We start from the raw sequence: 25,694 nt of genomic DNA, 5'->3' as shown, positions 1-25,694 counted from the left end.
CTCTCATAACCATCCGTCAAACGAAAAGAATCATTATTCAAAAAAACCAACGTCTTAAATAAATCTCCCTATAAAAAAACAAAATAAGCCCATAAAAAGCATAGAAAATCTCAAAAAATCCCACTAGACTAGAAAAATCAGCCCACAAGGCTGAGCCAACAATAAAAATACCGTTGCGCATGAACTGCCAACGAGTACAGAGGGTAAACCATGATAACCAGCAAGTCACAACAAGCACCTTTTTATCTCGAATTAGGGCAGTTAACCTCCGAATGCGTTAACCACCTGACCCCTTCCTTCGACCATTTACCTTCTAGCCCTTATGCCGACGGCAAGTTCCGTTTGCGTCGCTACTCATGTTTTTGCATGGACAAAGGCGTCCTCACGCGTCTGCCATCGCAAGCGTTTGTGCAAGATGAACAGATCAATCACTTTCAAGGTAACGTCGTACGGCGTTATGAAGACATCACCGAACACACCTTGCTAGACCCGGCATTTATTGAGTTATTTGAACACTTTCAAAAAATGGCGGAGGTCGCTGACAACACTCCCATTGAAGTCCACCAACTACGCATTTTTGCAGATCACCAAAGCGTCGAAGTCGCACCCGAAGGCGTTCATCAAGACGGTTTTGACCGAATTGGCATTTACGTCATGCAACGCCACAATATTCAAGGCGGGCATATCAATGTGCATTCAGACAAACACAGCCCCGCGCTAATCAGCCATGACTTTGATAAAGGCGAATTCGTGGTACTCAATGACCGAAAATTTTTCCACAGCGCGCAACCAATCCAACCGATTGATGGCGAACAAGGCTATATGGATATTTTTGTCCTGACCGCGAATTTGCTGCATTAAGGTCTTTATTGACTTGTCTCTAGGCAAAAAGCGCAAACGATGACAAAAATCTCGTTTGCGCTTGAGCACATGGATGACCTTACCTTGTGCAACCGTTCAAAAGCACACACTTAACGCACCTCGACTTGCTATAATCCCCCTGCCCCGTTATTGTCACCCGCTAATTTATTGAGTTGGCGTCTTTATTATCGCACGCCATTTTTCCATTTTTTTACAGCACAAAAGCGACTCTCTATGACAGCCACGCACTCTTTTTCTTCTCTTATTCCTGATGTCATTTTAGACGCGGTAGAATCGACTGGTTTATGGAGCGATTCACGTATTTACCCGCTAAACAGCTACGAAAATCGCGTCTACCAGATTGGTATTGAAGACGCCGCCCCGGTGATCGCAAAGTTTTACCGTCCCGGACGCTGGAGCGAAGCGCAAATTCGGGAAGAACACCAAACCTTATTAACCCTGAAAGCCGCTGGTGTGCCGGTTGTCGCGCCATTAGAGTTTAACGGTGACAGCTTACTGCGCCATAACGAGATGTTTTTTTGCTTGTCTCCTCGACTGGTTGGACAACACCCCGAAGCGGACAATCTAGATCAGCTGTACCAGCTTGGTGAACTCATCGGCCAGCTGCATAAAACGCTAACAACGACCCCGTTTAAAGAACGCATCAATGTCTCCCCTTTGTCGCAAATGCAAGAATCCGCCAAACAGATTCTGAGCGGACGTACTTTATTTGAAGACACACCATTGCCTGCCGCATTACAGCTGCCAGAAAAGCTCAAACCTGTTTATCAACAACAAATCGCCACCTTGCATGCTCTATGCGAAAACCGTATTAACGCTTATTGGCCCAGTAAGCTGCGCCCTATTCATGGGGATTGCCATCGCAGCAACTTGATGCTGCACAATGAACAATTCCATTTATTGGACTTTGACGATTGCCAAAACGGCGTCGCCGTGCAAGATTTATGGCTACACATCACTCAAACAGAAAACCCAAGGCAACAACTCAGTGAAATGATTGAAGGCTATGAAAGCCATTTGCCTTTTGACACACGTGAGCTGGATTTGATTGATGTATTCAAATGTGTGCGTATTATTAGCTATGCAGCTTGGCTGCAAAACCGCTGGCATGATCCGGCGTTCGTCAAAGCCTTTACTTGGTTTGGCAGTGAGGACTACTGGCTAAACCACTTAAACGAGCTTAAAAATTGTGAATTAGAATGGGGAGGGATGTCGAAATGACTCCACTAGTGCAAGGATTGCATGGCGTATTTGGCTTCACTGAATTTCGCCAAGGACAACAACAAACCATAGAACAATTGTTAGCAGGACATTCCTCGCTAGCGGTCTTTCCAACGGGATCCGGCAAATCCCTATGTTATCAATTTACCGCCACTCAATTACCCAATTTAACCTTAGTGATATCACCGCTTATTGCACTGATGCACGATCAATTGGCGTTTTTAACGTCAAAAGGCATTCCTGCGGCTTGTTTGGATTCCAGCCAAAACAAAGACGAGAGCCAAGCGGTTATGTCTGGTGTACAAAGTGGTGCGATCAAGATATTAATGATCTCGGTTGAACGTTTTAAAAACGAACGTTTCCGACGTTTTATCAAACGTATTCCAATTTCTATGTTAGTGGTTGACGAAGCCCATTGTATTTCTGAATGGGGTCATAATTTCCGGCCTGATTACCTGAAACTGCCCTCTTACCAACAAGAATTGGCCATTCCATTAGTCTTACTACTCACCGCAACAGCCACTCGCCGAGTGCAGCGCGACATGGCGCAAAAGTTTGCCATTCACCCTGAACACATAGTGCAAACTGGCTTTTATCGACACAACTTAGATATTGACCTTATGCCCGTACAAAGCCATGAGAAACTAAGCGCGTTAAAAAGCGTCCTAAACGAAACCCAAGGCGCCAGTATTGTTTATGTCACGCTACAAAAAACCGCCGAAGACATTGCTCATGCATTACAAGCGGAGGGTTACTCAGCGACAGCCTATCATGCAGGCTTAGACAGTGAGACTCGCAGCACAATCCAAGCCAGTTTCATGAGTGACAAAAGCATAACCAGTAAAACCCGCATCATAGTGGCCACCATTGCATTTGGTATGGGCATAGATAAAGCGGATATTCGCTTGGTCGTGCATTTTGATTTGCCCAAATCGATTGAAAACTACAGCCAAGAAATTGGCCGCGCAGGCCGAGACAACCAAGCAAGCCGATGCGTGCTTCTGGCCAGTTTAGAAGGACTAAGCACCTTAGAAAATTTTGTCTATGGCGACACGCCAGAGCCTCAGAACATAGACAATTTACTGAGCACTATTACAGAGGAAACAGTCACGGGCGAATGGGAAACACAGCTTTACGGATTGTCAAATCTCACCAACATTCGTTCTTTGCCTTTGAAAACGCTATTAGTTCAGCTCGAATTATTGGGCGCAATCACCCCAAAATACAGTTATTACGCCGATGTACGCCTAAAATGGGAAGGTGATAGAGTCGCCTTTGCCAGCCAAATTCCCGCCGAGTGGCAAGCTGCTTATCAGGCTTTATTAAAAGGCATTCAATACAAGAAAATATGGGGGACACCCGATTTTGATAAACTCTTTAACGAGGCGGGTTTATCACGCGGCAACGTGTTGCAAATGCTGGAATTTGCCGCAGATCAGCAAGTTCTTACATTAGAAAGCAAAGGCCTAACAGAAGTATACCAAGTGCATACCGACCACTTTCACCATCAGACATTAGCCAACCAATTGCATCAATACGTGGCTGACAAACAAAGCGCAGAAATTGCGCGCATTGCCACCATGATTCGCTTCTTTCAGTTAGATCGCTGCCTGAACAACAACTTAGCACGGTATTTTGGTGATCAAAATGCTCCCGAGCACTGTGGACATTGCTCCGTTTGTCGAGGGAATGTTCTCGTTTTCCAACCGTCAACCACAGACAATGAGCAAGAATGGCAAAACCACCTCGCGGAATATGTTCAGGAATTTGTTCAACACATTAAAGCGAAAAGCCCAACCACGCCCATTACCGCCGTGTTAATTGCGCGCTTCTTGACCGGATTGACACAACCCATCTTCACCAAAATAAAAGCTCGCCAACTGAGTGGCTTTGGCGTTTATGAAACACAACGCTATGTCGTCGTATCAGACGCCGTCACTCAACGTCTGGCACATAAACACTGACTTCGATTAGGTTATTATCAGGGTCATTAAAATACACTGACTGGATAGGCCCTTGTGCGCCAGATTTGCTCACAGGGCCTTCTAAAATAGTAACCTGGCAGCTTTTCAAGTGCGCAACCACCTCGTCCATCGGCCAGTCAGTCATCAAACAGACATCGCCTGCACCTTCCATGGCGTGATTGCGTAACTCTTGCCCAAGCCGTTGAAAATTGATTTTTTGTTGACCAAATCGCACTGCTTTTTGGTTTTCTCCAAAGGAAACCGGCTCCATCTTCAATACGGTTTGATAGAAGGATACGGCTCTGTCTATGTTTGCTACGGTCAACACAATATGGCCAAAATGACGTATCATCGCGCCCTTATCCTCATCGTTCAGACTGTCAATAAATGAATGTCATGCTACGAATGATTGGCCACAAAAACAAGCCTAGAAAACCTAATCGAGTAATGATTTTAGTACGATTCCGCCTTCGATAAGGCTCAATTTTTGGCGTCGATTAAGCTTTTTTATTTGCCCTTCGAGCACCAGTGCTTGGCTTTTTGAGCCCACCGTTTGCTGCCAAACCAACTCTAATGGCCCCTTACCTTTTAAATACCGAGCCGCGCGCTTACTGCCGCCAGAATGTTCTTTGAAACGCCGCTCGACATTGGTGCTAATGCCTGTATAAAGCGTATTTAAACGGGTTTTTATCATATAGAGACTCCACTCGTTATCCTTCTCGACCCGCTTATCTTGTTGGTTTTCTGTCATAGTCATCTTCTTATTTTATTACTCACCATTACTGGCCTAACGGATAGTTAATTACCAATAATCAACAACAAGGTCGAAGCCGTCGCAATGCCCATACAAAGATTAAACAGACGCTGACGCCTTTGATCTGTTAGCCAACGGCGAATACTCACCCCCGCCCATGCCCAAACAGCAATCGCCGGAAACCCCATCGCAGCAAACAAAACAATCATCCAAACCCCCGATTGCACATACAGATCACCCGCAATCGCAAACGTGCTCACACAACCAATCGCCATCATCCATGCTTTTGGGTTCACATATTGAAAAAGCAACGCCTGCCACCAACGCATAGGTGAGGCTCTTTTTTTGCCGTTTTTCGGTTTGCTATCTAAAGCGCCCACTGGTGCACTGGCAATTTTCCACGCCAGCCAAAGTAAGTAAGCACACCCAACCCATTTAAGTACGCTATAGAGTGGTGGATATAAAGTAAACAGCGCGCCCAAACCCAGCAAAGTAGACAGCAACAAGGTTGCCACACCCAGCACAATTCCCAACATATGTGGCAGGGTTCGACGAAAACCAAACTGCGCCCCAGACGCCAATAACATAATATTATTAGGCCCAGGCGTCACCGAAGTCACAAAAGCAAACATCGCCAACGCTAAGAAAAAAGACACATCGATCATAGCATTCGTCCTTATTTTTTAAAAAAAGCCAGCAAATCTACCACAAATCCCTTCACGCTTGCTTGTGCCAATTCCATTTTCTGACGTTCTTTTGTCATCCCAATATCGGCTAATTGTTGAGCGCTCAAAGACGCCAATTTTTTACGCGTTTTAAAACGCATAGCGCTGTGCTGTAGACAAACCATTAGACTGACGACCAACATAACCTTCTCCCTTATTAAAGTGCAGCGCTAAATTCAGCAATGCCATGTGTATGAATAACTACTTTAAAAGAAGCCGAGAAAACAATACAGAGTCAGAAAAACACTTTATTAAGCATACAGAACGGGAATGTTTTATCTGTATGGCGCAACAACCCCAGATCTGTATGGTTAAATCCATACAGAAAACGTTTTACAATCAAATCACATAGATGTACAGCATATAGAGGCACTGTTTACTAAGAGGGACACGCCATGACACTTTACCAAAATCTTGCCAAGCGTTTGCGCGAGCACATCCAACACGACTTTTACAAGCCCGGCGATAAGCTCCCCTCAGTCCGTCAATTGGCGCAAGAACATGGCGTGAGCATTTCCACCGTCCAAGAAGCTTATCGACAACTTGAACAAGACGCGCTGGTAGAGGCACGACCTAAATCAGGGTATTTTGTTTGTTCGCGAAAAAAGGACAATTTGCCCAGCATTTCAAGGCCGCCGCAGCGCCCTTTGGAAGTCTCACAATGGGAAGAAGTGCTTAACATGCTGATGAATCGCAGCGGTAACAACGGTGTGCAGCTGCAACACGCCATGCCAGATATGCAAGCACCAACGCTAAAACCCCTGCTCAAAACCTTAGCCGATCTTGCTAAGCAAAAACCCGAGTTGGGGTTAGGCTATGCCGATATTCGTGGCTCAGAAGAGTTACGTACTCAGCTTTGCCGCCTTGCGGTTGCCTCCGGCTGTCAATTACACCCAGACGACTTAGTCGTCACCTCAGGTTGCCAAGAAGCCCTTTCTGTTTGCTTACGAGCGGTCACCGAGCCCGGTGATATTATTGCCATTGAATCGCCCAGTTTTTATGGCTCTATGCAAGCCATCAAAGCGGCCAATCTTAAAGCCATGGAAATCCCCACTCACCCCGAAACCGGCATCAGTTTAGAAGCGTTAGAACTTGCTTTGGATCAATGGCCCATCAAAGCGATTTTTGTCACGCCAACCTGCAATAACCCCATGGGCTACACCATGCCAGAGGACAAAAAAGAGCAGCTTTATCGACTGGCACAAAGCTACGATATTGCCATCATAGAAGACGATATTTATGGCGATATTTCCTATCAGTTCCCTCGCCCTAAAACCATCAAATCCTTTGACGAAGACGGACGCGTGCTACTCTGCTCGTCTTTTTCCAAAACCATCGCGCCTGGTATGCGCGTTGGCTGGATTGCACCGGGGCGCTATCGAGACAAGGTTACTCACATTAAATACGTCAGCAGCTCCATGTGCCCGGTTATGCCCCAGCTTGCCATCGCGAAATTCATTCGCCTAGGTGGCTACGCCAAACACGTGCGCCAAATGCGACAACATTACGAGCAGCAGCGCGACCACCTACTGCTCGCCATTAAAACCTATCTTCCCAGCGACACCCGAGTCAGCTTTCCCGATGGCGGCTTTATTTTATGGGTCGAACTCCACGCCAGCATTGACAGCATGAAGCTAGTAGAACGCTGCCGTGAAGAAGGCGTTGACTTCGCTCCTGGCCCACTTTTCTCTGCCACAGGAAAATACCGTAACGGTTTCCGACTCAATTTTAGTGAACAAAACGCAGAAAGACGCGAATGGGCCATCAAAACATTGGCCAATATTTTACAAAACTCTGAGTTACGAGCCAAAGCAGGGTGAACCAAACCGCCCTACTTTGTCGTACTTAATAGAAGTCAATCCGCTAACACGCCACCACTGACAACACCAAGCAACTGTAAAGAAACGCAAATAGACTTAAAGCCTTGATATAAAAACGCAATAATCCAATAACTTGATCACGTTATGCCATAGATAGAGCGTAACATTATTAAACTGGCTTTCTTTAACTGGCTTTCTTTAACTGGCTTTCTTTAACTGGCTTTCTTTAACTGGCTTTCTTTAACTGGCTTTCTTTAACTGGCTTTCTTTAATTAGGACAACGAATGATCACTCGGTCTTTCTTGAACATCATAGGGTTACTCTGCCTAAGCATGACACTCGCCGCGTGTGGCACGACCCAGAAACGCGAAAACTACGCCAATTTGGCACAAGATGACTTAGACGCCGTCAGCGAATCTAACGCTTCCCAGTGGCAAGTAATGGATCAGGTCGCGCCTGCCAGTTTTCTAACCGACTTGATTCAAGACCCACAACTGGAAGATTTAATTCAACACGCCCTGCAAGCCAACCCAAGTTTGCAAAAAACACAACTGACACTGCAAGCCAGTTTATGGCGCCTAAACAGCCAAAGAGGCGACTCTCTGCCTAGCGTCGAAGCCGGTTTCTCTGCTAATAAGTCCGAAGGCAGTAACACCCGTTATAAGGCTGATATCGGCATTAGCTGGGAAGCCGATTTATGGCAAAAGCTAGCGCAAGCAGAACAAGCCTCGGCCAAAACCCTTGCCAGCGACGAAGCTCTTTTTCAAGCCAGCCGCGACACCTTAGTGGCGAATGTCATTAAATCTTGGCTGGCTATCACCGCGAAGCAACACGCTATAGCCATCGAACAAAAGCGTTTAGCGCTATTAGAAGCCAACGAAAAACTGATCCTAAAACGTTTTAAAAACGGCCTAGGCAATTTAGAAGAATTGGATGAATCACGTACCTCTGCCTCACAATCCAAAGCCGATTTAGCGGAATACCAAGAGAATTTGGCAATCGAAATACGCAACCTGCAGCTTTATTTAGGCCGTACCGACCCGATGCGTTTTACCGCCAATGCCAATTACCCCGAGGTCAGCCTAAGCTTTGCCGATTTGCCCAAGCAAAACCTACAGCGCAGACCCGATTTAAAAGCCGCCTATCTGGCGATTGAAGCCGCCGACTTAAACACTTCCGTCGCCTACAAAGACATGTTACCCAGCATCAGCTTAAGCGCGACGTTAAGTGACACCGCTGAGTCGCCAAGAGCGGCTTTGTTTGGCTCGCCTATTTGGTCTTTGCTCGCACAAATCACCCAACCCCTTTACAAGGGTGGGCAACTAAAGGCCGCGGCGGAAATCGCTAAATTACAAACCGCTCAAGCCTATCAAGATTATCGAGACACACTGCTCACCGCGGTAAACGAAGTGGAAAATACCTTAGGACAAGAACGCGTTTTGTCACAACAAGTTCGCCATATTCGTGATGCCATGGCGAGCTCACAAAAAAACCTCAATCAGTATGAGAAAAAATATCGTACAGGACTCATTGAATTAAACGATTTAATCAACGTCCAAGAGACTACCTTTGACCTGGAAGCACAACTGGACAACCTGATTTACCAACACCTATCAAACAGAGTCGATTTAGGGCTCGCACTCGGGCTTGGAGTAAAACCTTAATGAAATATCTTTCTCAGTGGGTCACCTTGCTGCTGGCTGGCATCGCCATTGCAGGCGTTTATTTTTACGTCACGCACGCTGTCGAAGCCCAAAAAAACAGAATACAAACCCCACGCCCAAAAGCACCAGAACAAGCGGTTGAACTTTCCACAACGACCACAACCACAGGCCGTTATACAGCGACAATTACCGCATCCGGCTTAGTTAAACCACGGTATTCCCTCACCATGACCAGCCAAGTCAGCGGTGAAGTTATCCGTCTTTCAGAGCAATTTGAGCCCGGCCAAGTGGTCAAGAAAGGCCATATTTTAGGCCAACTACAAAACCGTGAACTCAACAGTTCCGTCGCCAGCGCCAAAAACACCCTAGCCGCCGCCGAGCTTGCCCTCAAAGAAGAAATTCGCCAAGGCGAGCAAGCCAGAGCCGAATGGGAAGCCGCCGGCTTCACCGACGAACCTGATTCAGACTTGGTACTAAGAGCACCGCAACTTGCTGCTGCCAAAACCGAAGTCGAAGCCGCCAAAGCCGCGCTGACTAACGCACAAAGCAAATTAGAGCATAGCAAACTAATCGCCCCTTTTGATGCTCTGATCGTTGCTCGTAACATTTCCCCTGGGTCTTACCTAAGCGCGGGCAGCGACATAGCCACCTTATACAGCACAGACAGAGCAGACATTCAGCTTGATTTATCCAATAGCGACTGGCTTAAACTGCCTGATAGCCGCACCTTGTTAGAAAAAAGCTGGCCAGTGTTAATATCCAGCATTGACGCCAATGACACCTGGCAAGGCAAGGTGTTAAGCATTCATCAGCACATAAATGAAACCACCCGCATGCGCAGCCTAACCATCAGCCTAAACAACCCCTTAGGGCAAACACCCGCTTTGATTCCAGGCGCCTTTGTTAATGTCTCTATTCAAGGCAAGCCACTCGACAATTTATGGCGTCTTCCCAATACCGCTTTAAGCCAAAAGAGTGAAATTTGGTACCTGGATGAAAACAGTCGACTGGCGGCTTTTGAAACCACACCGCGCCTTGTCGACTCTCAATACGTTTATATTCAAGTGCCTGAAGCCATGCGCGAGAAAACCGTTCAAGTGGTCGTCCAACCCTATAATAGTTACGTGAAAGGCACGCTTGCCAAAACGCTTAACGCTTCCACAACCCCAAGCAAAGGCGCTAAACCATGAGCCCAATGGATCAACCGAGAGGCATTATTCCATGGTTTGCCAATAACCCAGTAGCGGCCAATTTATTGCTCATTCTGGTGATCAGCTTAGGACTTCTCAACATGGGGTCTTTGAATAAAGAAGCTTTCCCCAGCCTGACACCAAACCGCATCGCTATTTCCGTCAGTAACGACACAGGCTCAGCCAAAGAAAACGAAGAAGGCATTGCGATTCCTTTGGAGCAAGCCCTACAAGGGGTGTCGGGCATCAAAAACATCACCACTTCGTCAACCCCGAGCGCCACAAGCACCACAATAGAAATGCTTGATGGCTACGATATCGACCTATTACTCGACGATGTGAAAGACAAGGTTGATCAGATTTCGTCTTTTCCCGATGAAGCCGATCCTGCCGTTGTCACCAAAGCCACACGGGAAGAACATGCGATTTGGATCCAGCTGTATGGTGACGTTGACCGACGCACCTTGCAGAAACTAACGGACGAACTGGAATCCGATTTATTAGCCAATGAAAATATCAGCGCGACCTCTATTTCTGGTTGGTTAGACCCCACCATCATGATCGACATTGATAAAAACAAACTCGAATCTTACGGGCTCAGCTTGTCCGATGTCGCCACGGCCATCAACGCTGAATCGTCGCCTGCGCAAGTGGCGACCCTACGCGATGAACATATTTATTTAACCATCAGCGCATCAGAGCAAGCCTATATAAAAAGCGCATTTGCTCGCATCCCCGTACTGACCAACAGCAGCGGCGGGAAACTGTTACTAGGCGACATTGCCAACATACGTGACACCTTTAACGAAGATGACTTTGTCTTGTCCCGTTTCAATCGTCAAAACAGCCTTGCTATTCAGGTTCTCACCACGGGCACCAGCGATATCTCCAATTCCGTGATCGGAGCCAGAGCGGTTCTCCAAGACTGGCAAGACAACGGACGGCTGCCAGCAAACGTCCAATTGGGCACCTGGTATGACCGCAGTGAATCCATTAACCAACGCCTAGACTTGATGATAGGAAACGCCATCACCGGTGTATTATTAGTGTTTATCTTGCTGGCGGTATTTCTAAACGTCACCGTCGCCTTCTGGGTTGCCATGGGCTTGCCCTTTATCTTCTTTGGCACCTTGTTTTTTATGGGCACAGAAAACATTGGCCTAACGTTAAATATGTTTACCACCTTTGGTTTTATCATGGCGTTGGGGATCGTCGTGGATGACGCCGTGGTGGTCGGTGAAAGCGTCTATACGGTGCGATCCAAGGAAGGCGACACCATAGGCAACACCATAAAAGGCACCATGACGGTGGCCATTCCGACTTTATTTGGCGTCTTCACCACGGTCGCGGCGTTTTGGGCGTTATCCAATATTGAAGGGCGTTTAGGCCAGTTGTACGCTCAATTTGCCACTGTCGTAGCCATTTGTTTAATACTGTCTGTTATTGAATCCAAGCTTATTTTACCCGCTCACCTTGCGCATATTAATACGCAAAAATCGACTCGCACCAACCCCATTTCTAAAGCTTGGGCCATGGTTCAGCAAGGGGCCGATTTTGGCTTACAATGGTTCAGCGAGCGGATTTATCGCCCCACGATAGACTTCTCACTTCATCATAGATACGCCATCTGCTTGCTCTTCGTTGCTGTTTTCGTACTGGTCATTTCCATGCCCTTTACCGGCGCGATACGCATGAGTTTTTTCCCGCAAATTCCTGGCGATACCGTACGTGGTTCACTCAGCATGTATAACGATGTCAGCTACGGACAAACCAATAAAGTCTTGTTGGAATTAGAAGAAAAAGCTTACCAAGCCGACATTGCATTGCGCTCTGATAAGCCGGACGAAGTGGCCATCAAAAACATTCAAGTCACGGCAAGCGATGACCAATCCGGCAACATTCGCATCGAGCTCGACAACAGCCGCCCTTACACATCGGCGCAATTTGCCAGTAAATGGCAGCAATTGTCTGGTATGCCAGAAGGGGTGAAAAATCTCAGAATTCGCAGCGCCCGTGAATCCGTAGACGCCCTCAGAGTAGAGCTGCGAGGCAACGACAGCAGCGTTTTAAACGGCGCGATGGAAGCCTTGTTAACACAGCTTAATACCCTTCCTGCGGTCACAGGCATAGAAAAAAACAATGAACCAACCGAATCTCGGCTAACCTTAACGCTCACCGACCAAGGGCGACTATTAGGCTTATCCACCAGCCAATTAGCCACACAAGTGGCGCGTAACTTTGACGGTCAAGTGGTGCAAAAATACCAGCGCGACAATGCCGAAGTCGAAGTGCATTTGGGCTATCCAAGTGATCAAAAAGAATCGCCTGCCGCGGTGATGAACACCAAGATAGTGCTTGACGACGGCACGCGCATCCCGCTTTCAACTGTCGCGACGCTGTCTCAAATCGACGCCGAGACACGTATTATCCGCATCGATGGCAAACGCTCTCAATACCTTTCAGCAGAAGTAGACAAGGACATCATGTCCTCCACCGAGGTAGTGGAATACTTACAAAATGCCGTGGTGCCACAGATGTTGCGCCAATTCACTGGCGTGTCTATTTACTTTTCAGGAGAAGCGGAGCAAAGAGAGAAAACCCAGTCGTCCATGTCGGAAATGTTCCTCATTGCCCTATTGATCATTTATGGACTCTTAGCCATACCGTTAAAGTCTTATTCTCAGCCGCTGATTATCATGATGGCGATTCCATTCGGTATTATCGGTGCGTTATTGGGACACTGGATGAACAACCTCGCCTTGGGGATTTTCTCCCTAAACGGCATCCTCGCCCTGAGCGGTGTGGTGGTCAATGACAGCCTTTTGCTGGTGTCTCGATTTAACGACCTGCGCCATGAAACCAGTCATGTGAAAAAAGCCATTAGCCTTGCTTGCCGAAGCCGTTTGCGCGCCGTTTTGCTGACGTCTTTCACCACCTTTGCGGGCTTAATTCCGATTCTTTGGGAAACCTCAAGACAAGCACAAATGCTCATCCCCGCGGCGGTGTCCCTTGCCTACGGCATCATGTTTGCCACCGTGATCACCTTAATCCTAATCCCCGTATTATTGATGATCAAAGAAGATGTTCATGTGCTTATCGCACGGCTAACAAAACAGCCACCGCAAGTCACTGAGCCCAATCAAAATAGTCATTAACCCCATAAAATAACTTCCTGAAAGGCGTATTTATCAATAATACGTCTTTTTTTTCGCTTTATTTTTCAGCTTTTTTCGGCTTTATCTGAAGATGGTATTCCCCTTTTACATCAAAATCAGCAACCAAGTTGCAACGCCTTATAAAAAACACCACAATAAGGAATATTATTCCAATTATTCAACATTAAAGAGAACAAAATGAACTTAGACGAGATAGATTTGCAACTACTTGCCTTAATTCAAAGTGATGATAGTATTTCCACAGAGTCTATGGCACAGCACGTTGGCTTATCAAAAACGCCCTGCTGGCGACGTATTCAAAAGCTCGAAAGCGCTGGTTTTATCAAACGTCGTGTCGCGCTGTTAGACGCAGACAAGCTTGGTCTTGGTGTATCGGTTTTTGTGCAAGTCAAAACCAATCAGCATGACGCAAACTGGGCGGATGAGTTTGCTCGCGTTGTCGCGGAATTCCCTGAAGTGGTGGAGTTTTACCGCATGGCTGGGGAATACGACTACTTATTGCGTGTGCTGGTCAAAGACATTCCAGCGTACGACCAGTTTTATAAACGATTAATTAGCGCCACCGCATTAACCGACGTCACTTCCAACTTCGCTATGGAGCAAATCAAGTGGACAACCCAGTTGCCCTTGCCCAGCCCAAAAGCTTAGAAGGTTAACGGGTTAGTCATGGGGCATGCCAAGATAAGGAAAGAACCATGTCCATTGCGGCCACAGAAAGCACTTTAAATCAAACAACGCGAGAGCAAAGTGCAAAAGCACTGTCTAACGAAGAGGCTTTGTTTGCCCGCATTCGTGATGGCATTATTGGCAAAGACACACAAATCACCACGCCCTTTGGCGCCAGAACCTTAACCTACGCCGACTACACGGCGTCCGGTCGTAGCCTCGACTTTATTGAAGACGCCATTCGCCACCATGTCTTACCGCTTTACGCCAATACCCATACGGAAGCCAACGCCACCGGCCAACAAACCACAGCTTTTCGAGAACAAGCTCGTCAGCAAATCCGACAAGCCATTAACGCATCAACGGATGATTTGGTGATATTTTGTGGCAGCGGAGCCACCAGCGCAGTTAACACGTTAATTAGCCAACTAGGCTTGCGCCAATTGAGTGAATCTGAAAAAGCAAACGTATGTGTTTTTATTGGCCCTTATGAACATCACTCCAATGAACTACCGTGGCGAGAACTGGGCATTGCGGTGGTTAGCATCCCGGAATCAAAAGACGGCAACCTTTGTTTGATTACCTTAGAAGCGCAATTACAGGCAAATCAACATAAACGCCTCATCGGTAGCTTTAGCGCAGCCTCCAACGTCACGGGGGTTTTATCTGATCAGGACGCGATTACGGCTTTGCTGCATCGCTATAATGCCCTCGCGTTTTGGGATTTCGCGGCGGCCGCTCCCTATGTTGCATTAGACATGAACCCAAGCGCTGACCAAACCCTTGCCAAAGAGGCGATATTTTTCTCAACCCATAAGTTCATTGGTGGCCCTGGGACGCCAGGGATTTTAGTGGTCAAAAAAGCCATTATCAGTAACCAAAAACCCAGTCTAATTGGCGGTGGCACTGTGTCTTTTGTGACACCAGAAGAGCATACTTTTTTACCCATTAGCGAACGCCGAGAAGAAGGCGGTACGCCGAGCATTATCGAATCCATTCGTGCTGGTTTGGTGTTTCAGCTCAAACAAACCGTTGGCGCAAACGTCATAGAAGCCCGCGAGCATGAGCTTGTACAATTGATCGATAAACACTGGCATAACCACCCCAATATTGAACGACTAGGTCATGCTGAGGCCGCTCGTTTGTCGATTACCGCGTTTCGCATCAACACCGACTTTGGCTACTTGCATCATGGCTTTATCACCGCACTTTTAAACGACCTATTTGGCATTCAAGTACGGGGCGGCTGCTCTTGTGCTGGCCCTTATGGACACCAGCTTTTGGGCATAGACAAAACTGAATCGGAACGTATTCAAGAAGCAATGCGAAAAGGCGAAAAACTGGTAAAACCGGGCTGGGTACGATTCAACTTGAATTATTTCTTAGACGATGCAGAAGCCATGTTTATTTTAGACGCCATCGACTTTGTCGCCAAACAGGGTCTCAACATCTTACCCTATTACGCCTATGACCAAACCTCTGATTTATGGCGTTTCCAAGGCAAATCCACCACACCTAAATCACTCAATGAGCTATTGTTCTCGCAAACAAAAGTGCAACAACCAACAGCAGAACACAGCCCAAACACGACAGAAGATAGAAGTACTTACCTAGCGCAAGCAGAAGAGATAGTTCAAAGCTGCTTGGCAGGAAAATACACACCACAGTCACAGCCTTTTAATAAAGAATTCAACGACATTAAACGCTTTGTTTTAGCGGAAGACCTTGTTTAATTAGACGATCCAGAAAGGTGCTATTTTACCTTTTGCTGATAAGTGTTGTAGGCCTGATGAGGGAGGTACGACCGTAATCAGGCGTGTAACGTTATTTAGCCTGCAATTGATTGATTTATATTGGGTTTTGTAGGTCGGCCTTTAGGCCGTCAAAAAACCGACAACACCAAACCAAAACCCTTGACGCGCTAAAGCACGACCTACAAGATCGACGGAATTCGTTTAGCGACAGCCTCCTTCGCGGGAATGACAAAGCTGGATTTTAGCTATTTACGCAGCAAGCTACGGGAAATTCACCCTAAGAGATTAAACTGCATGCCGGTACGCAAGATACCGGTACTCAAGACATTGGCTCGTAAACCACCACGGCGCAGCCAAGCTCTCACCACCTGCGGCGATGAGATGGAATCATTGGCGAGAGATTTTCCTAACGAGCCACAAGGCTCACACAGTTCCACGCCATAAAAACGCACATCGCCAATAGAAAATTCTTGCCCAACCAGTTGGTTAAGTCGCACACCTTGGGTCACTATGTTGCGTCTGGTCGCTGACAGACCAATATTTTGGCCAAAGTTCGCATTAAAGGCAGCGATCTCTTCACTTTCAACAAAGGTGATATTTGGGCCATCGCTGCCTTTTTTTCCGTAGTATCTATCGCCGACTATGCCTTTGCCCGCATCCACCTTGACGGCATCAATCTCGATTTGAGACTGCTTGGACTTTTTCGATACGAAAATTGCTTGAATCACCCATTATCTCCTAAGACTTTTATCGCCTAACCCAGTCTGTTACCTGCCAATTATGACATAGGCACTGAGTAAAAATCTTCCTATAGGGCTTTCACCATGGCGTAAATCTTGGTGGCTTTTTCGAAGTGATTCAGTTGATGCTCTTCAATCCACCAGCGAGCAACAGTCATCAAGGTCATTGGGTCATCGTTTTTATTGGCAAAAAAGGCATAAAACGACACCTGAACGCCTTCGCCTTTTTGTTTTATTTTATCGGCACAAATCAAAAGAATTTTCTTCTTAATTTTTTCATTCACGGCTTTTATTCTCATTTCATCGGTTTTACTGCATGATCCAAGCACAAAGGGTTTTCGATAAAAAACCACGTTATGCGACTAAAGTCTGACTTCTTATTAAACATCCCCCTGCTAAATTAGCAGGGCGTATAAAAATAATTATAAGGAGATCTACCATGTCAGATCATAACATTAATGCAGAAAAATACTGGCAAGCAAACCTCAGGCTGATACTAGGCAGTCTAGTGGTTTGGGCATTGGCCTCTTATGGCTGTGCTATTCTATTTCGCCCCATGCTCTCAGGCATTCATATCGGAGGAACCGACTTAGGTTTCTGGTTTGCTCAGCAAGGCTCCATCCTCGTATTCATCGCTTTGACTTTCTTCTATGCTTGGAGAATGAACAAGCTTGATGAAGAATTTGGCCTTCAGGAGTAAGTCGCATGGATCAATTTACTATCAATCTCTTATTTGTCGGCGGCTCCTTCGCGCTCTACTTCGGTATTGCATTTTGGGCCCGTGCTGGATCAACCAAAGAATTCTATGTTGCAGGCGGCGGTGTTCATCCGGTATTAAACGGTATGGCAACAGCGGCGGATTGGATGTCAGCAGCATCATTTATCTCTATGGCGGGCATCATCGCCGCGGGTGGTTACGCTAACTCAACTTACTTAATGGGCTGGACAGGCGGTTATGTACTCTTGGCTATGTTGTTAGCACCTTACTTACGTAAATTCGGTAAGTTTACCGTGCCAGACTTCATCGGTGATCGCTTCTACAGCAGCACAGCTCGATTAGTGGCTGTAGCGTGTTTGATTATTGCGTCTGTTACGTATGTTATCGGTCAAATGACGGGCGCAGGTGTGGCCTTTTCTCGTTTCTTAGAAGTCGATAACAATACCGGTCTTTTGATCGCGGCCGTTGTTGTATTCTTCTACGCGGTATTAGGCGGTATGAAAGGCATCACCTATACACAGGTTGCGCAATATGTGGTACTGATCATCGCTTATACCATTCCTGCCATCTTTATCTCTTTACAGCTAACAGACTCGTTTATTCCAGCTGTTGGTCTTTTCTCTAATCACACCGAATCAGGTATGCCATTACTGCAAAAACTGGACGAAGTGGTTCGTGAACTTGGTTTTAGAGATTACACGGCTGACGTGGACAACAAACTCAACATGGTTCTGTTCACCTTGTCGTTGATGATTGGTACAGCGGGTCTACCGCACGTTATCATTCGTTTCTTCACCGTTCCTAAAGTAGCCGATGCTCGTTGGTCTGCAGGCTGGGCACTGATCTTCATCGCCTTGTTGTACTTAACTGCACCTGCTGTTGCGTCTATGGCACGCTTGAACTTGTTAACCACCATTTACCCATCTGGCCCAACTGAGCAACCAGTAGAATACGCTGAGCGCCCTGACTGGATTCAAACGTGGGAAACGACAGGTCTTATCCAATTTGAAGACAAAAACGGTGACGGTCGTGTGCAATTCTATAACGACGTACCGGCTTTCCAAGAAGAAGCAACAGCCCGTGGTTGGGAAGGTAACGAGTTAACCGTAAACGGTGACATTCTAGTATTGGCCAACCCTGAAATTGCTAACCTTCCAGGTTGGGTTATTGGTTTGATTGCAGCCGGTGGTTTAGCGGCGGCACTATCAACCGCAGCGGGTCTGCTGTTGGCTATTTCGTCCGCCATCAGTCATGACTTAATCAAAGGCTCGATAAACCCCAATATTAGTGACAAAGGAGAACTCAGAGTCGCCAGGATATCCATGTTCGTCGCCATTGTGGTGGCCACATACCTCGGCATGAACCCCCCAGGCTTCGCGGCTCAGGTTGTTGCCTTGGCCTTCGGTATCGCAGCGGCGTCTATCTTCCCAGCGCTAATGATGGGCATTTTCTCGAAACGTGTGAATAGCACAGGGGCCATCGCCGGTATGCTAGCGGGTCTGATTTCCACCTTGGTTTATATCTTCCTATTCCTTGGCTGGTTCTTTGTCCCAGGTACGGCGTCGTTCGCCAATACCCCAGATAATTGGTGGTTCGGTATCTCACCATTGTCATTCGGTGCGATTGGTGCGGTGATTAACTTCGCAGTTGCCTTCACTGTGTCGTCTATGACTCCTCCACCACCAAAAGAAATCCAAGATCTAGTGGAAAGCGTTCGCTATCCTCAAGGTGCTGGCAATGCGGTTGACCATTAATAGTTAACCTAAACACCTCCAAATCGTTGGGCCTCGCTTCTTTGTGAGGCCCAACTTCCTTATAATAAAAATCCACAAAAATCAAAAAAGAGAAAACCTATGTTTTGGGAACTCATTGCGACTGTTTTTGCCGGTATTGGCGGTGCAGGTATTGCGCTGTTGTTAAGAAAATTGACCAAACAAACCGCGCCAAAATGGCTGGTTCCAGTGTTTGCAGGTATGGCGATGCTTGGTTTTCAAATTCAAGGTGAGTATGACTGGTACGATCACCAAGCAGGCTTACTACCAGAAGGCGTTGTCGTGGTAAAAGCCGTGCAAGAAGAAGCGCCATGGCGTCCTTGGAGCTATGTATTCCCTCAAACCATGCGTTTTATTGCCGCAGACGTAGCCAACTCAGCAAAAAACAAAATCGACCCAAACCTCGTGCTAGTCGACTTGTATTTCTTTGAACGTCGCCACATGGCCAAACGCGTGCCACAAATCGTTGATTGCGTACAAAAAGCCAGAGCCGACTTCACTCAATCTTTCAGTGCATCATCAAACTTCGCAGAGGAATCGTCTGCCAAATGGCACCCACTTGAAAGTAACGATCCACTGCTCAAAGCCGTTTGTGATGTTTAATTGTTTACGATGATTGACTGTTTGTGACGACCGAATGCGCCCTTAAAAATAACAAACCTAAACGAGGAAGGGCTTTGAGCGTCTGTTTTCAAGCGTTTGCTAAACCTTAAAAAGCCTGTCTTTTAAACAATTTAGGTGTTTTAGCTTTTGACAGGGAGTGAATAAAGCGATTAGATTAACGTTATCTAATTTAGAACGGCATTCAGGCGACATTAATGTATTCAGCTGGAAACAAAGCATCGCGCCCTATCTCCCATTGGCGCTGTGTGTTTTTTCTTTGTATTTTCCTTTTAATGCCTGTCGCGCACGCTGAAGAGACACGCCCCTCGCTTGAACAGATTAGCGCAGCAGTCCAGTCAGGTGACGAGTCTTTAGTCAGCGACTCTTTAACCACTTTTATCGCCAACACTGACGCCTTATCAGAGGCCGACTACACCGCGATAAGCGCCCAAACCAGTTTACTATTACGTCAAACTAAACAGTTAAACGCCACGCAAAAAGCAGCAAAATACCTCACCAGTGACACCGCTAAAATCATGCAACAAGCGGTGCGCTTTCGATGGATAATGATCACCAGCTACGACCTCATGTTTTTCACTGAATTTTCTCTGGCTCGGGACATGCTAGAACAAGAGCTCGACGCAATTAAGGCTTGGACACCCACAACCAACGACAGCAAGGTCACACAAGCCAACCTTTACCATATTTACGGCCAGCTTTTAGTACGTCAAAAACGCGTGGCCGAAGCCTTACCCTACTTTTATCAAGCCGAAGCTTGGTTTAGAGACATAGACGAAAATCACCCCTCTATTTTTGTCATTAATATTCTATTGGGGGAAGCCTTCTTACACGCCAAAAATTTCGAACGAGCCGAGCAATTCTCCCTTAAAGCCCTCGACATTATTCCGCCAGGGCGCGTTGACGCCATCAGCTATCTGCACGCTATCTTGGCATCCGCATTAGAACGTCAACAGCGGCCTCACGACGCAATGAAGGTAATTTCTAGTTACTTAGCCAATCCTGTAGACCCTAGGCGCGACTATTTTTTGTATTTCTCTTTAGTCCACATCGACGTATTACGAGACTTGCAGCAATTTGACGCCGCCCTTACCCTCGCCCAAGACACTTACGCGCTCGCTCAAGAACTAGGCAATAAAGATTACTTAAAAGACGCCACACGCCAACTGGGCTTTTTACAAGCTCACTTTGGCAACATGTCCGAAGCGCAAGAACTCTTAAAAGACGCCATCGATTCCCCTTCTGGCATTCGTCAAGGCAACCCGCCACGAGCCTATTTAGACTACGTCGACGTGCTCACGCAGCTGGGTCAATATCAAAGCGCCCTCGACTATTATCATCGCTTCCATAACGCCTACGTCGACGAGCATCAGCGCATTAACCAGATAGAAATTGCCAGCTTAGAATTCCAACAAGAAAACCAACGGCTGTCACAGCAACAAGCCCTATCAGAAGCACAACTGGCACTTGCAATAGCCAACGAAAGCCGAGCACAACTACGAACCCGAGTATTGATGTGGGCCGCCTTGATTCTAACCATCATCGCCACCGCCATTCTCGTCATGCTGCTGCAACTGCGTCGCAAGAGCCATCAATTGCACAAAATGGCCAACGAAGATCAACTGACCAAACTGGGCAACCGCCACGCCTTCTTACAAGCGCTCGACAAACCGACTCATACTCTATTGATTATTGCCGACATCGATGGTTTAAAATATTACAACGACCACTTTGGCCATCAAAAAGGCGATGAACTGATCAAACACTACGCCCAACAAATGCAACAGATATTGGCGCAAGCACCAGCGGAATTGTTTAGAATTGGAGGCGACGAATTTGCTATTTTACTCAACCACACCATGCCAGTCAGCATGGTAGACCAATGGATGCAAGACGCCGTAAAACAAACCCAACAAGCAGGCTTCACCAAAATCGACGCCAGCTATGGCATGGCCACACGAAATGAAATCACCACAGACCACGACTGGATATCACTCGCCGACCAACGCATGTACACCATGAAAGAAACCAATAGACAGCGCATCAACCGCCAACGTTAGCGGCTTCGCTTGAACTAGGATAAGTACCGATTATCGCGGTAAAGCAGGCCTAGAAAACCTTAACCAAAGCTTTCTCAACACAAAGAGCAGAATGTGCATCATTGGCGGCATACAGAATCTGGTTTTCTTTCAATGGGTACGCGCCCCAGTTGGACCGTTGAGCCCCTTTGCCAAGGCGTTTATGCAGTATCATAGCAACGGCCGCACGGGCACCAATGCTGTTTTTCTCTCCGACAAGGCGTTTCAAGGTCATCGATAAATCTTGGGTGTTGACGATGTCGATATTCAGTTTGTTACGCAGCTCTTTGTTATCGCCCTTGATGCCGAAGCCGATTTTTTTGATCTCTGGATTGGTTAATATGGCTTTAGCCGCCGCAACCGCTGGCGCAAATCGAATTGGAAAAAGAAACGCCTTTGTTTCGGTCGCCAGCTGAATAAGCGACGGCCCAGGGCTAATTTGGCCTTTTTGGAACATCGGCTTACTCTCGGTGTCGAACCCAAGGCAAGTTTCGTTTTGCAGTATTTTTATGGCTTGGGCAGCATCGAGCTCGTTTTCAACGATGTGAATGTCACAAAGGTCAAGGCCAATGTATAAGGGCAGCTCGCTGATTTGTTCCTTGCTAGGACGTTCCATTTTTTGTCTCTTTCTAAGCGTCTTTCAGTGCCGTTAATAAGTCATGAATCTCAGCTTTAAGCTCTTTATCGATGATCTTATTACTGTGTATTTTAGCCTGCTCCAGATACTCAATAGCGCCGGCATTATCGCCAAGTTCTATTTTCAATTGCGCGGCAGAAAAGCCAATAGAAGACAGATAGTCTTTTGAATTGATCGCTGCGGCTTTTTGCAAAGCCTTATCATAGACAGCAATAGCCCGCTCTAAATCGTCAGTGAAGTCACCAAGCGTTTCCCACTGCACGGGATGATCCTTGTCGGTCCCCTCGTTATCTTCACAGAGTTGTTGCAATTCTTGATAATAATCATCAAAGCCCGCTTGGTCTTTTTTGTTCGCACAGGTCATTAATTCTTTGGCTAAAAAAAGCACTTCTTTGTATATTTTGGTATTCATATTTTGCTCTATTTTTGGGCATTCAAGTATGCAGTAGGCGATATGGTAATTTTAATAGAGAATTTATGACAGCTTTTCAGCACCTTCTTTAACAAACAACGCTAACTGACGAAAAAGACCAAACCGGCGATACCGATCATTGAACCTACTAACCACCTATTCTGCTATACACCACTTGAACGAATGTCTTCTCCAATTCAAGATTCGCTTCTGAGGCAACCGTAAACCCAGATCAATAGTTTACAGGTTCAAATATGCACGGCGAAAATCGCCGTGCATTAGAAGTTAAATAAACCAGCATAACCAATAGGCTATTTTCATCTGACCCTAAAACTTTTTGTAAGTCATAACGGCTTGTAAGTGATTTTAACCTTAGTGGAAATATCCGTCTCAAAGGTATGCGAAAAAGCGCTCGGCTCGCTCGCAAAAATATCAATAGACGGTAATTGACGCCCGATCGTACGAAATGAGTAATTCGATGCGTAACTTAATACAAAACTGGAGTGCAATACGTTATCTCTTTTTCGATTCAATTCGCAGCTCACGTCAAATTTATGGACATCTCCAACATACAGAGTCTCCGTTATAGGAAGTGCGTCACAAGAGCCCTGTTTACCCGTCATCACAATATTAGATATCATAATCCGCACTGGGTCTTTTTGCCTCTGTGACACCATTCTAGCCCGATTAGACTTATCAATATTCTGTAATAACCACTTATCTAAGCTGGCAATATTGTCGATATAATCTTGCTTAGTGAAAGCGATCACCAAATAAGGTGCTTTTACTTTCTCGCCAGTAACCAGTTGAATATATGACGAAATACCAGACGCCGTATGCAGATTTGCATCACTGACTTCTTTCAGTTTGTCTCTTGTCAGTAAGGGTGTTTCATCTTGGCTAAGACGCGTGAAGACAGCGTCATCAATTTTTGGGAAGGTAATCACCTCAGCAAATAACACTCGACTAAACAGCAATAAAAAAACACTAAGCGTGATACGGTAAGCCATCTCAAATCCTATAAATAGACATCCATTTAAAATAAGAGGATAACAAAAACCACGAAGAAAATACGACAATCAAAGCAGGCTTTTGGATAACCCCAACCCCTTGTTACAAAAAAACTGACGACATCAGAGCGGGTTAAAATCTTGAATCGCATGCTCGATGGGGATTTTGAACAAGGTTGTTTGGTTAGATCTGAATCTGGTGGACGCAGTACTCGGTATTTACTCATTCAGTAGAAAGTGAGGCTATTGTTAATCACTGGCTCAAAGTCCGCTTCCGACGCCATGCTAAACGCCACACTGCCCGTACCCTAATGGCCTATTGCTGTCACAGCAGGACAATGGTGTGTACCCGCTGGCATATCAGACGGGTTAAGCTTCAAAAACAGCTTCACGCTGCGACCTTTCACTTCCATACAGACGATATTTTGCGAGACGTTGTATTTCAGTAATGATATCGACATTGAACAATGTAAAGTGTGTCTCCCTCAACGCTATAAACTAAGCGATGCTCTCTATCGATTCGCCTTGACCAGTAACCTGACCAGTTGTGTTTTAAAGGTTCAGGGTCGCCTAATCCTTCAAAAGGTTGGCGAGTAATATCTTTGATTAGCGTATTGATTCGTTTCAGTGTTTTTTTATCTTTTTGTTGCCAATAAAGATAATCACTCCATGCGCTCTCTGCCCAAGATAAAATCATTCCTCAATCAATTCCCTTACCTGTGTTTTTCCAGCGTTGACTTCAGCAATAGCCTCATTTAAACGAGATGCATTTTTCGGGCTTGCCATAAGGTAGGCTGTTTCTTCATAAGCTTGAAAGTCCTCCAAGCTTATCAATACCGCTGGTTTTCCACCTTGGCGAGTGATAATCACAGGTTTGTGATCATCGTTTACCTTGTCCAGCGTTTTTGCCAAGTTTGTTCTGAAGGCTGAATAGCTTAACGTATCCATAGTAGGCTCCTTAAAATAAGTACCCATAATTGTACTTGTACAAATACTTGTACGCAATATTAGTGGGAGATAAAATAAACGCTTTCACTGGCTCAAACTCCGTTTCCGACGCAATGCTAAACGCCACACTGCCCGCACCCTAATGGCCTTATTGATGTGACATCACGATAACGTTTTTTCATTAACTTAGTCTTCATAAAAGGTGGTGATCCGCCCCCACTGGATTTCAGTTAAACATCTTTTAAATAAAAAACCGCCAAAATTGTGCCAAGCAACTCGTTTAAGCTGGCGCGATTCCAAGAATTGCACCAAAACACTATGCCATCTACCAACAAACAAAAAGCTTCTGCGACAAATTTGAAGCATGCTGTTATAGATTCTCGAGACTAGGTTTGTGGGAGTATTGCTCAGTACCGATCTCTACCCGCCCACCTTGTTATACGCCATTTGAATGAATGCTTTCACTGGCTCAAAATCCGCCTCTGAGGCAAGAGTAAATTCCACATCGCCCGTACCGTAATGTCCTATTGATGTCACATCACGATAATAGGCTGTTTGTGCTGGTATATCAGACGGTTTAAGCTTCAAAAATAGCTTAACGTTGCGACCTTTGACTTCCATGCAGACGATATTTTGCGAGACTTTGTAGGCCACGTAATACTTTTTCGGCACTTCCTCAATGGACTCGTCTAAGCCAAGGATAAACTCACGAATCGCTGATGTTAGCTCACGTATGTCGTCGGTTTTCCCCTCTAAATGTTCATCAAAAGTATACACGCCCGTAGCACGCGACAACGCCGCCTTTCTACCCGCCTCGACCATAACAGGGTTCTTACCATAATGATTCGTCGCCACAGTAAGCGACGACAACCCCGTGGTCGTTTCTAACTTTTACTCCTCTGAAGTCTGATTCAGCTCACAGCTCAATAGAAGCTGTGAGCT

General features: G+C 46.3%; 25 protein-coding genes. 13 read left to right on the top strand and 12 right to left on the bottom strand.

All coding sequences use genetic code 11. The annotated features are described in order from the left end of the window. Positions 1-210: 210 nt before the first annotated feature. The 3 genes from J8N69_RS13670 to J8N69_RS13660 all read left to right on the top strand — a co-directional run bounded on the left by J8N69_RS13670 (position 211) and on the right by J8N69_RS13660 (position 4,067). The gene (locus tag J8N69_RS13670; protein ID WP_168823241.1) at positions 211-861 is read left to right on the top strand and encodes a 2OG-Fe dioxygenase family protein; all 651 of its coding nucleotides are present in this window, start codon (positions 211-213) and stop codon (positions 859-861) included. A gap of 234 nt (positions 862-1,095) precedes the next feature. Then, positions 1,096-2,103 carry a serine/threonine protein kinase gene (locus J8N69_RS13665; protein WP_168823239.1) on the top strand — a complete coding sequence of 336 codons (1,008 nt, stop codon included), beginning with the start codon at positions 1,096-1,098 and terminating at the stop codon, positions 2,101-2,103. Then, entirely contained in the window at positions 2,100-4,067 is a 1,968-nt protein-coding gene (locus J8N69_RS13660) for a RecQ family ATP-dependent DNA helicase (RefSeq protein ID WP_168823237.1), read from the top strand. The genes J8N69_RS13665 and J8N69_RS13660 overlap by 4 nt, the downstream gene beginning before the upstream one ends. Here J8N69_RS13660 and J8N69_RS13655 read toward each other — a convergent pair. The 4 genes from J8N69_RS13655 to J8N69_RS13640 all read right to left on the bottom strand — a co-directional run bounded on the left by J8N69_RS13655 (position 4,039) and on the right by J8N69_RS13640 (position 5,689). Further along, positions 4,039-4,419: a VOC family protein gene (locus J8N69_RS13655; protein WP_168823235.1), complete on the bottom strand. Its 381-nt coding sequence runs from the start codon at positions 4,417-4,419 to the stop codon at positions 4,039-4,041. The two genes, J8N69_RS13660 and J8N69_RS13655, sit on opposite strands and share 29 nt — an antisense overlap. An 84-nt stretch (positions 4,420-4,503) precedes the next feature. Beyond that, positions 4,504-4,818, bottom strand: a complete 315-nt coding sequence (locus J8N69_RS13650) for a GIY-YIG nuclease family protein (protein WP_168823233.1) — start codon at positions 4,816-4,818, stop codon at positions 4,504-4,506. 47 nt (positions 4,819-4,865) lie between these two features. Then, positions 4,866-5,486, bottom strand: coding sequence for a LysE family translocator (locus tag J8N69_RS13645; protein ID WP_211084878.1), 621 nt, complete (start codon positions 5,484-5,486; stop codon positions 4,866-4,868). A gap of 11 nt (positions 5,487-5,497) precedes the next feature. Then, positions 5,498-5,689, bottom strand: a complete 192-nt coding sequence (locus J8N69_RS13640) for a DUF1127 domain-containing protein (RefSeq protein ID WP_168823231.1) — start codon at positions 5,687-5,689, stop codon at positions 5,498-5,500. 252 nt (positions 5,690-5,941) lie between these two features. Between J8N69_RS13640 and J8N69_RS13635 the strand changes: the two genes are divergently transcribed. From J8N69_RS13635 to J8N69_RS13610, 6 genes are all read left to right on the top strand, one after another. Next, a complete protein-coding gene (locus J8N69_RS13635) occupies positions 5,942-7,366 on the top strand; it encodes an aminotransferase-like domain-containing protein (protein WP_168823229.1) in 1,425 nt (474 codons plus the stop codon). A gap of 284 nt (positions 7,367-7,650) precedes the next feature. Beyond that, complete coding sequence (locus J8N69_RS13630; RefSeq protein ID WP_168823227.1) at positions 7,651-9,030, top strand: TolC family protein; 1,380 nt, start codon at positions 7,651-7,653, stop codon at positions 9,028-9,030. After that, on the top strand, positions 9,030-10,220 hold the full coding sequence (locus tag J8N69_RS13625) for an efflux RND transporter periplasmic adaptor subunit (RefSeq protein ID WP_168823225.1): 1,191 nt from the start codon (positions 9,030-9,032) through the stop codon (positions 10,218-10,220). The genes J8N69_RS13630 and J8N69_RS13625 overlap by 1 nt, the downstream gene beginning before the upstream one ends. Further along, positions 10,217-13,375, top strand: a complete 3,159-nt coding sequence (locus tag J8N69_RS13620) for an efflux RND transporter permease subunit (protein ID WP_168823223.1) — start codon at positions 10,217-10,219, stop codon at positions 13,373-13,375. Before J8N69_RS13625 ends, J8N69_RS13620 begins: the two co-directional genes overlap by 4 nt. 198 nt (positions 13,376-13,573) lie before the next feature. Beyond that, positions 13,574-14,044, top strand: a complete 471-nt coding sequence (locus J8N69_RS13615; protein ID WP_168823222.1) for an Lrp/AsnC family transcriptional regulator — start codon at positions 13,574-13,576, stop codon at positions 14,042-14,044. A 47-nt stretch (positions 14,045-14,091) separates the two neighbouring features. Further along, on the top strand, positions 14,092-15,795 hold the full coding sequence (locus tag J8N69_RS13610; protein ID WP_168823220.1) for an aminotransferase class V-fold PLP-dependent enzyme: 1,704 nt from the start codon (positions 14,092-14,094) through the stop codon (positions 15,793-15,795). A gap of 293 nt (positions 15,796-16,088) precedes the next feature. On the opposite strand, the gene J8N69_RS13605 is transcribed toward J8N69_RS13610, so the two are convergent. Beyond that, positions 16,089-16,544 (bottom strand): MOSC domain-containing protein, encoded by a 456-nt coding sequence (locus J8N69_RS13605; RefSeq protein ID WP_168823218.1) that lies wholly within the window; start codon positions 16,542-16,544, stop codon positions 16,089-16,091. Positions 16,545-16,624: 80 nt separating this feature from the next. Beyond that, on the bottom strand, positions 16,625-16,840 hold the full coding sequence (locus tag J8N69_RS13600) for a DUF6500 family protein (protein WP_168823216.1): 216 nt from the start codon (positions 16,838-16,840) through the stop codon (positions 16,625-16,627). 155 nt (positions 16,841-16,995) lie between these two features. Between J8N69_RS13600 and J8N69_RS13595 the strand changes: the two genes are divergently transcribed. From J8N69_RS13595 to J8N69_RS13580, 4 genes are all read left to right on the top strand, one after another. Then, positions 16,996-17,256 carry a DUF4212 domain-containing protein gene (locus J8N69_RS13595; protein WP_168823214.1) on the top strand — a complete coding sequence of 87 codons (261 nt, stop codon included), beginning with the start codon at positions 16,996-16,998 and terminating at the stop codon, positions 17,254-17,256. Positions 17,257-17,261: 5 nt separating this feature from the next. After that, positions 17,262-19,028 carry a sodium:solute symporter family protein gene (locus tag J8N69_RS13590; RefSeq protein ID WP_168823212.1) on the top strand — a complete coding sequence of 589 codons (1,767 nt, stop codon included), beginning with the start codon at positions 17,262-17,264 and terminating at the stop codon, positions 19,026-19,028. A gap of 99 nt (positions 19,029-19,127) precedes the next feature. Then, entirely contained in the window at positions 19,128-19,649 is a 522-nt protein-coding gene (locus J8N69_RS13585; protein WP_168823210.1) for a hypothetical protein, read from the top strand. A gap of 215 nt (positions 19,650-19,864) precedes the next feature. After that, complete coding sequence (locus tag J8N69_RS13580) at positions 19,865-21,727, top strand: tetratricopeptide repeat-containing diguanylate cyclase (protein WP_168823208.1); 1,863 nt, start codon at positions 19,865-19,867, stop codon at positions 21,725-21,727. Positions 21,728-21,776: 49 nt separating this feature from the next. Here J8N69_RS13580 and J8N69_RS13575 read toward each other — a convergent pair whose 3' ends face one another. The 6 genes from J8N69_RS13575 to J8N69_RS13550 all read right to left on the bottom strand — a co-directional run bounded on the left by J8N69_RS13575 (position 21,777) and on the right by J8N69_RS13550 (position 25,622). Further along, positions 21,777-22,361, bottom strand: a complete 585-nt coding sequence (locus J8N69_RS13575; RefSeq protein ID WP_168823206.1) for a 3'-5' exonuclease — start codon at positions 22,359-22,361, stop codon at positions 21,777-21,779. 13 nt (positions 22,362-22,374) lie between these two features. After that, positions 22,375-22,794, bottom strand: a complete 420-nt coding sequence (locus tag J8N69_RS13570; RefSeq protein WP_168823204.1) for a tetratricopeptide repeat protein — start codon at positions 22,792-22,794, stop codon at positions 22,375-22,377. Positions 22,795-23,138: 344 nt separating this feature from the next. Then, positions 23,139-23,804 carry a hypothetical protein gene (locus J8N69_RS13565; RefSeq protein ID WP_168823203.1) on the bottom strand — a complete coding sequence of 222 codons (666 nt, stop codon included), beginning with the start codon at positions 23,802-23,804 and terminating at the stop codon, positions 23,139-23,141. A gap of 442 nt (positions 23,805-24,246) precedes the next feature. After that, a complete protein-coding gene (locus J8N69_RS13560; protein WP_168823201.1) occupies positions 24,247-24,501 on the bottom strand; it encodes a Txe/YoeB family addiction module toxin in 255 nt (84 codons plus the stop codon). Next, the gene (locus J8N69_RS13555; RefSeq protein WP_168823199.1) at positions 24,498-24,752 is read right to left on the bottom strand and encodes a type II toxin-antitoxin system Phd/YefM family antitoxin; all 255 of its coding nucleotides are present in this window, start codon (positions 24,750-24,752) and stop codon (positions 24,498-24,500) included. Before J8N69_RS13555 ends, J8N69_RS13560 begins: the two co-directional genes overlap by 4 nt. Before the next feature lie 420 nt (positions 24,753-25,172). Continuing rightward, on the bottom strand, positions 25,173-25,622 hold the full coding sequence (locus J8N69_RS13550) for a DUF5655 domain-containing protein (protein ID WP_211084877.1): 450 nt from the start codon (positions 25,620-25,622) through the stop codon (positions 25,173-25,175). Positions 25,623-25,694: the final 72 nt, after the last annotated feature.

It is taken from the genome of Marinomonas profundi, assembly GCF_020694005.1.
GTDB classification, from domain to species: Bacteria; Pseudomonadota; Gammaproteobacteria; order Pseudomonadales; family Marinomonadaceae; genus Marinomonas; species Marinomonas profundi.
Note: the sequence above shows the minus strand (reverse complement) of the source record. Positions and strands in the feature narration are given on the sequence as shown.

Coding starts and splice junctions, on each gene's coding strand:
- J8N69_RS13580 (WP_168823208.1), top strand. CDS start 19,865: ATGTATTCAGCTGGAAACAAAGCATCGCGCCCTATCTCCCATTGGCGC.
- J8N69_RS13625 (WP_168823225.1), top strand. CDS start 9,030: ATGAAATATCTTTCTCAGTGGGTCACCTTGCTGCTGGCTGGCATCGCC.
- J8N69_RS13640 (WP_168823231.1), bottom strand. CDS start 5,689: ATGTTGGTCGTCAGTCTAATGGTTTGTCTACAGCACAGCGCTATGCGT.
- J8N69_RS13590 (WP_168823212.1), top strand. CDS start 17,262: ATGGATCAATTTACTATCAATCTCTTATTTGTCGGCGGCTCCTTCGCG.
- J8N69_RS13555 (WP_168823199.1), bottom strand. CDS start 24,752: ATGGATACGTTAAGCTATTCAGCCTTCAGAACAAACTTGGCAAAAACG.
- J8N69_RS13570 (WP_168823204.1), bottom strand. CDS start 22,794: ATGAATACCAAAATATACAAAGAAGTGCTTTTTTTAGCCAAAGAATTA.
- J8N69_RS13575 (WP_168823206.1), bottom strand. CDS start 22,361: ATGGAACGTCCTAGCAAGGAACAAATCAGCGAGCTGCCCTTATACATT.
- J8N69_RS13655 (WP_168823235.1), bottom strand. CDS start 4,419: ATGATACGTCATTTTGGCCATATTGTGTTGACCGTAGCAAACATAGAC.
- J8N69_RS13660 (WP_168823237.1), top strand. CDS start 2,100: ATGACTCCACTAGTGCAAGGATTGCATGGCGTATTTGGCTTCACTGAA.
- J8N69_RS13565 (WP_168823203.1), bottom strand. CDS start 23,804: ATGGCTTACCGTATCACGCTTAGTGTTTTTTTATTGCTGTTTAGTCGA.
- J8N69_RS13645 (WP_211084878.1), bottom strand. CDS start 5,486: ATGATCGATGTGTCTTTTTTCTTAGCGTTGGCGATGTTTGCTTTTGTG.
- J8N69_RS13620 (WP_168823223.1), top strand. CDS start 10,217: ATGAGCCCAATGGATCAACCGAGAGGCATTATTCCATGGTTTGCCAAT.
- J8N69_RS13615 (WP_168823222.1), top strand. CDS start 13,574: ATGAACTTAGACGAGATAGATTTGCAACTACTTGCCTTAATTCAAAGT.
- J8N69_RS13665 (WP_168823239.1), top strand. CDS start 1,096: ATGACAGCCACGCACTCTTTTTCTTCTCTTATTCCTGATGTCATTTTA.
- J8N69_RS13560 (WP_168823201.1), bottom strand. CDS start 24,501: ATGATTTTATCTTGGGCAGAGAGCGCATGGAGTGATTATCTTTATTGG.
- J8N69_RS13595 (WP_168823214.1), top strand. CDS start 16,996: ATGTCAGATCATAACATTAATGCAGAAAAATACTGGCAAGCAAACCTC.
- J8N69_RS13610 (WP_168823220.1), top strand. CDS start 14,092: ATGTCCATTGCGGCCACAGAAAGCACTTTAAATCAAACAACGCGAGAG.
- J8N69_RS13650 (WP_168823233.1), bottom strand. CDS start 4,818: ATGACAGAAAACCAACAAGATAAGCGGGTCGAGAAGGATAACGAGTGG.
- J8N69_RS13585 (WP_168823210.1), top strand. CDS start 19,128: ATGTTTTGGGAACTCATTGCGACTGTTTTTGCCGGTATTGGCGGTGCA.
- J8N69_RS13670 (WP_168823241.1), top strand. CDS start 211: ATGATAACCAGCAAGTCACAACAAGCACCTTTTTATCTCGAATTAGGG.
- J8N69_RS13630 (WP_168823227.1), top strand. CDS start 7,651: ATGATCACTCGGTCTTTCTTGAACATCATAGGGTTACTCTGCCTAAGC.
- J8N69_RS13635 (WP_168823229.1), top strand. CDS start 5,942: ATGACACTTTACCAAAATCTTGCCAAGCGTTTGCGCGAGCACATCCAA.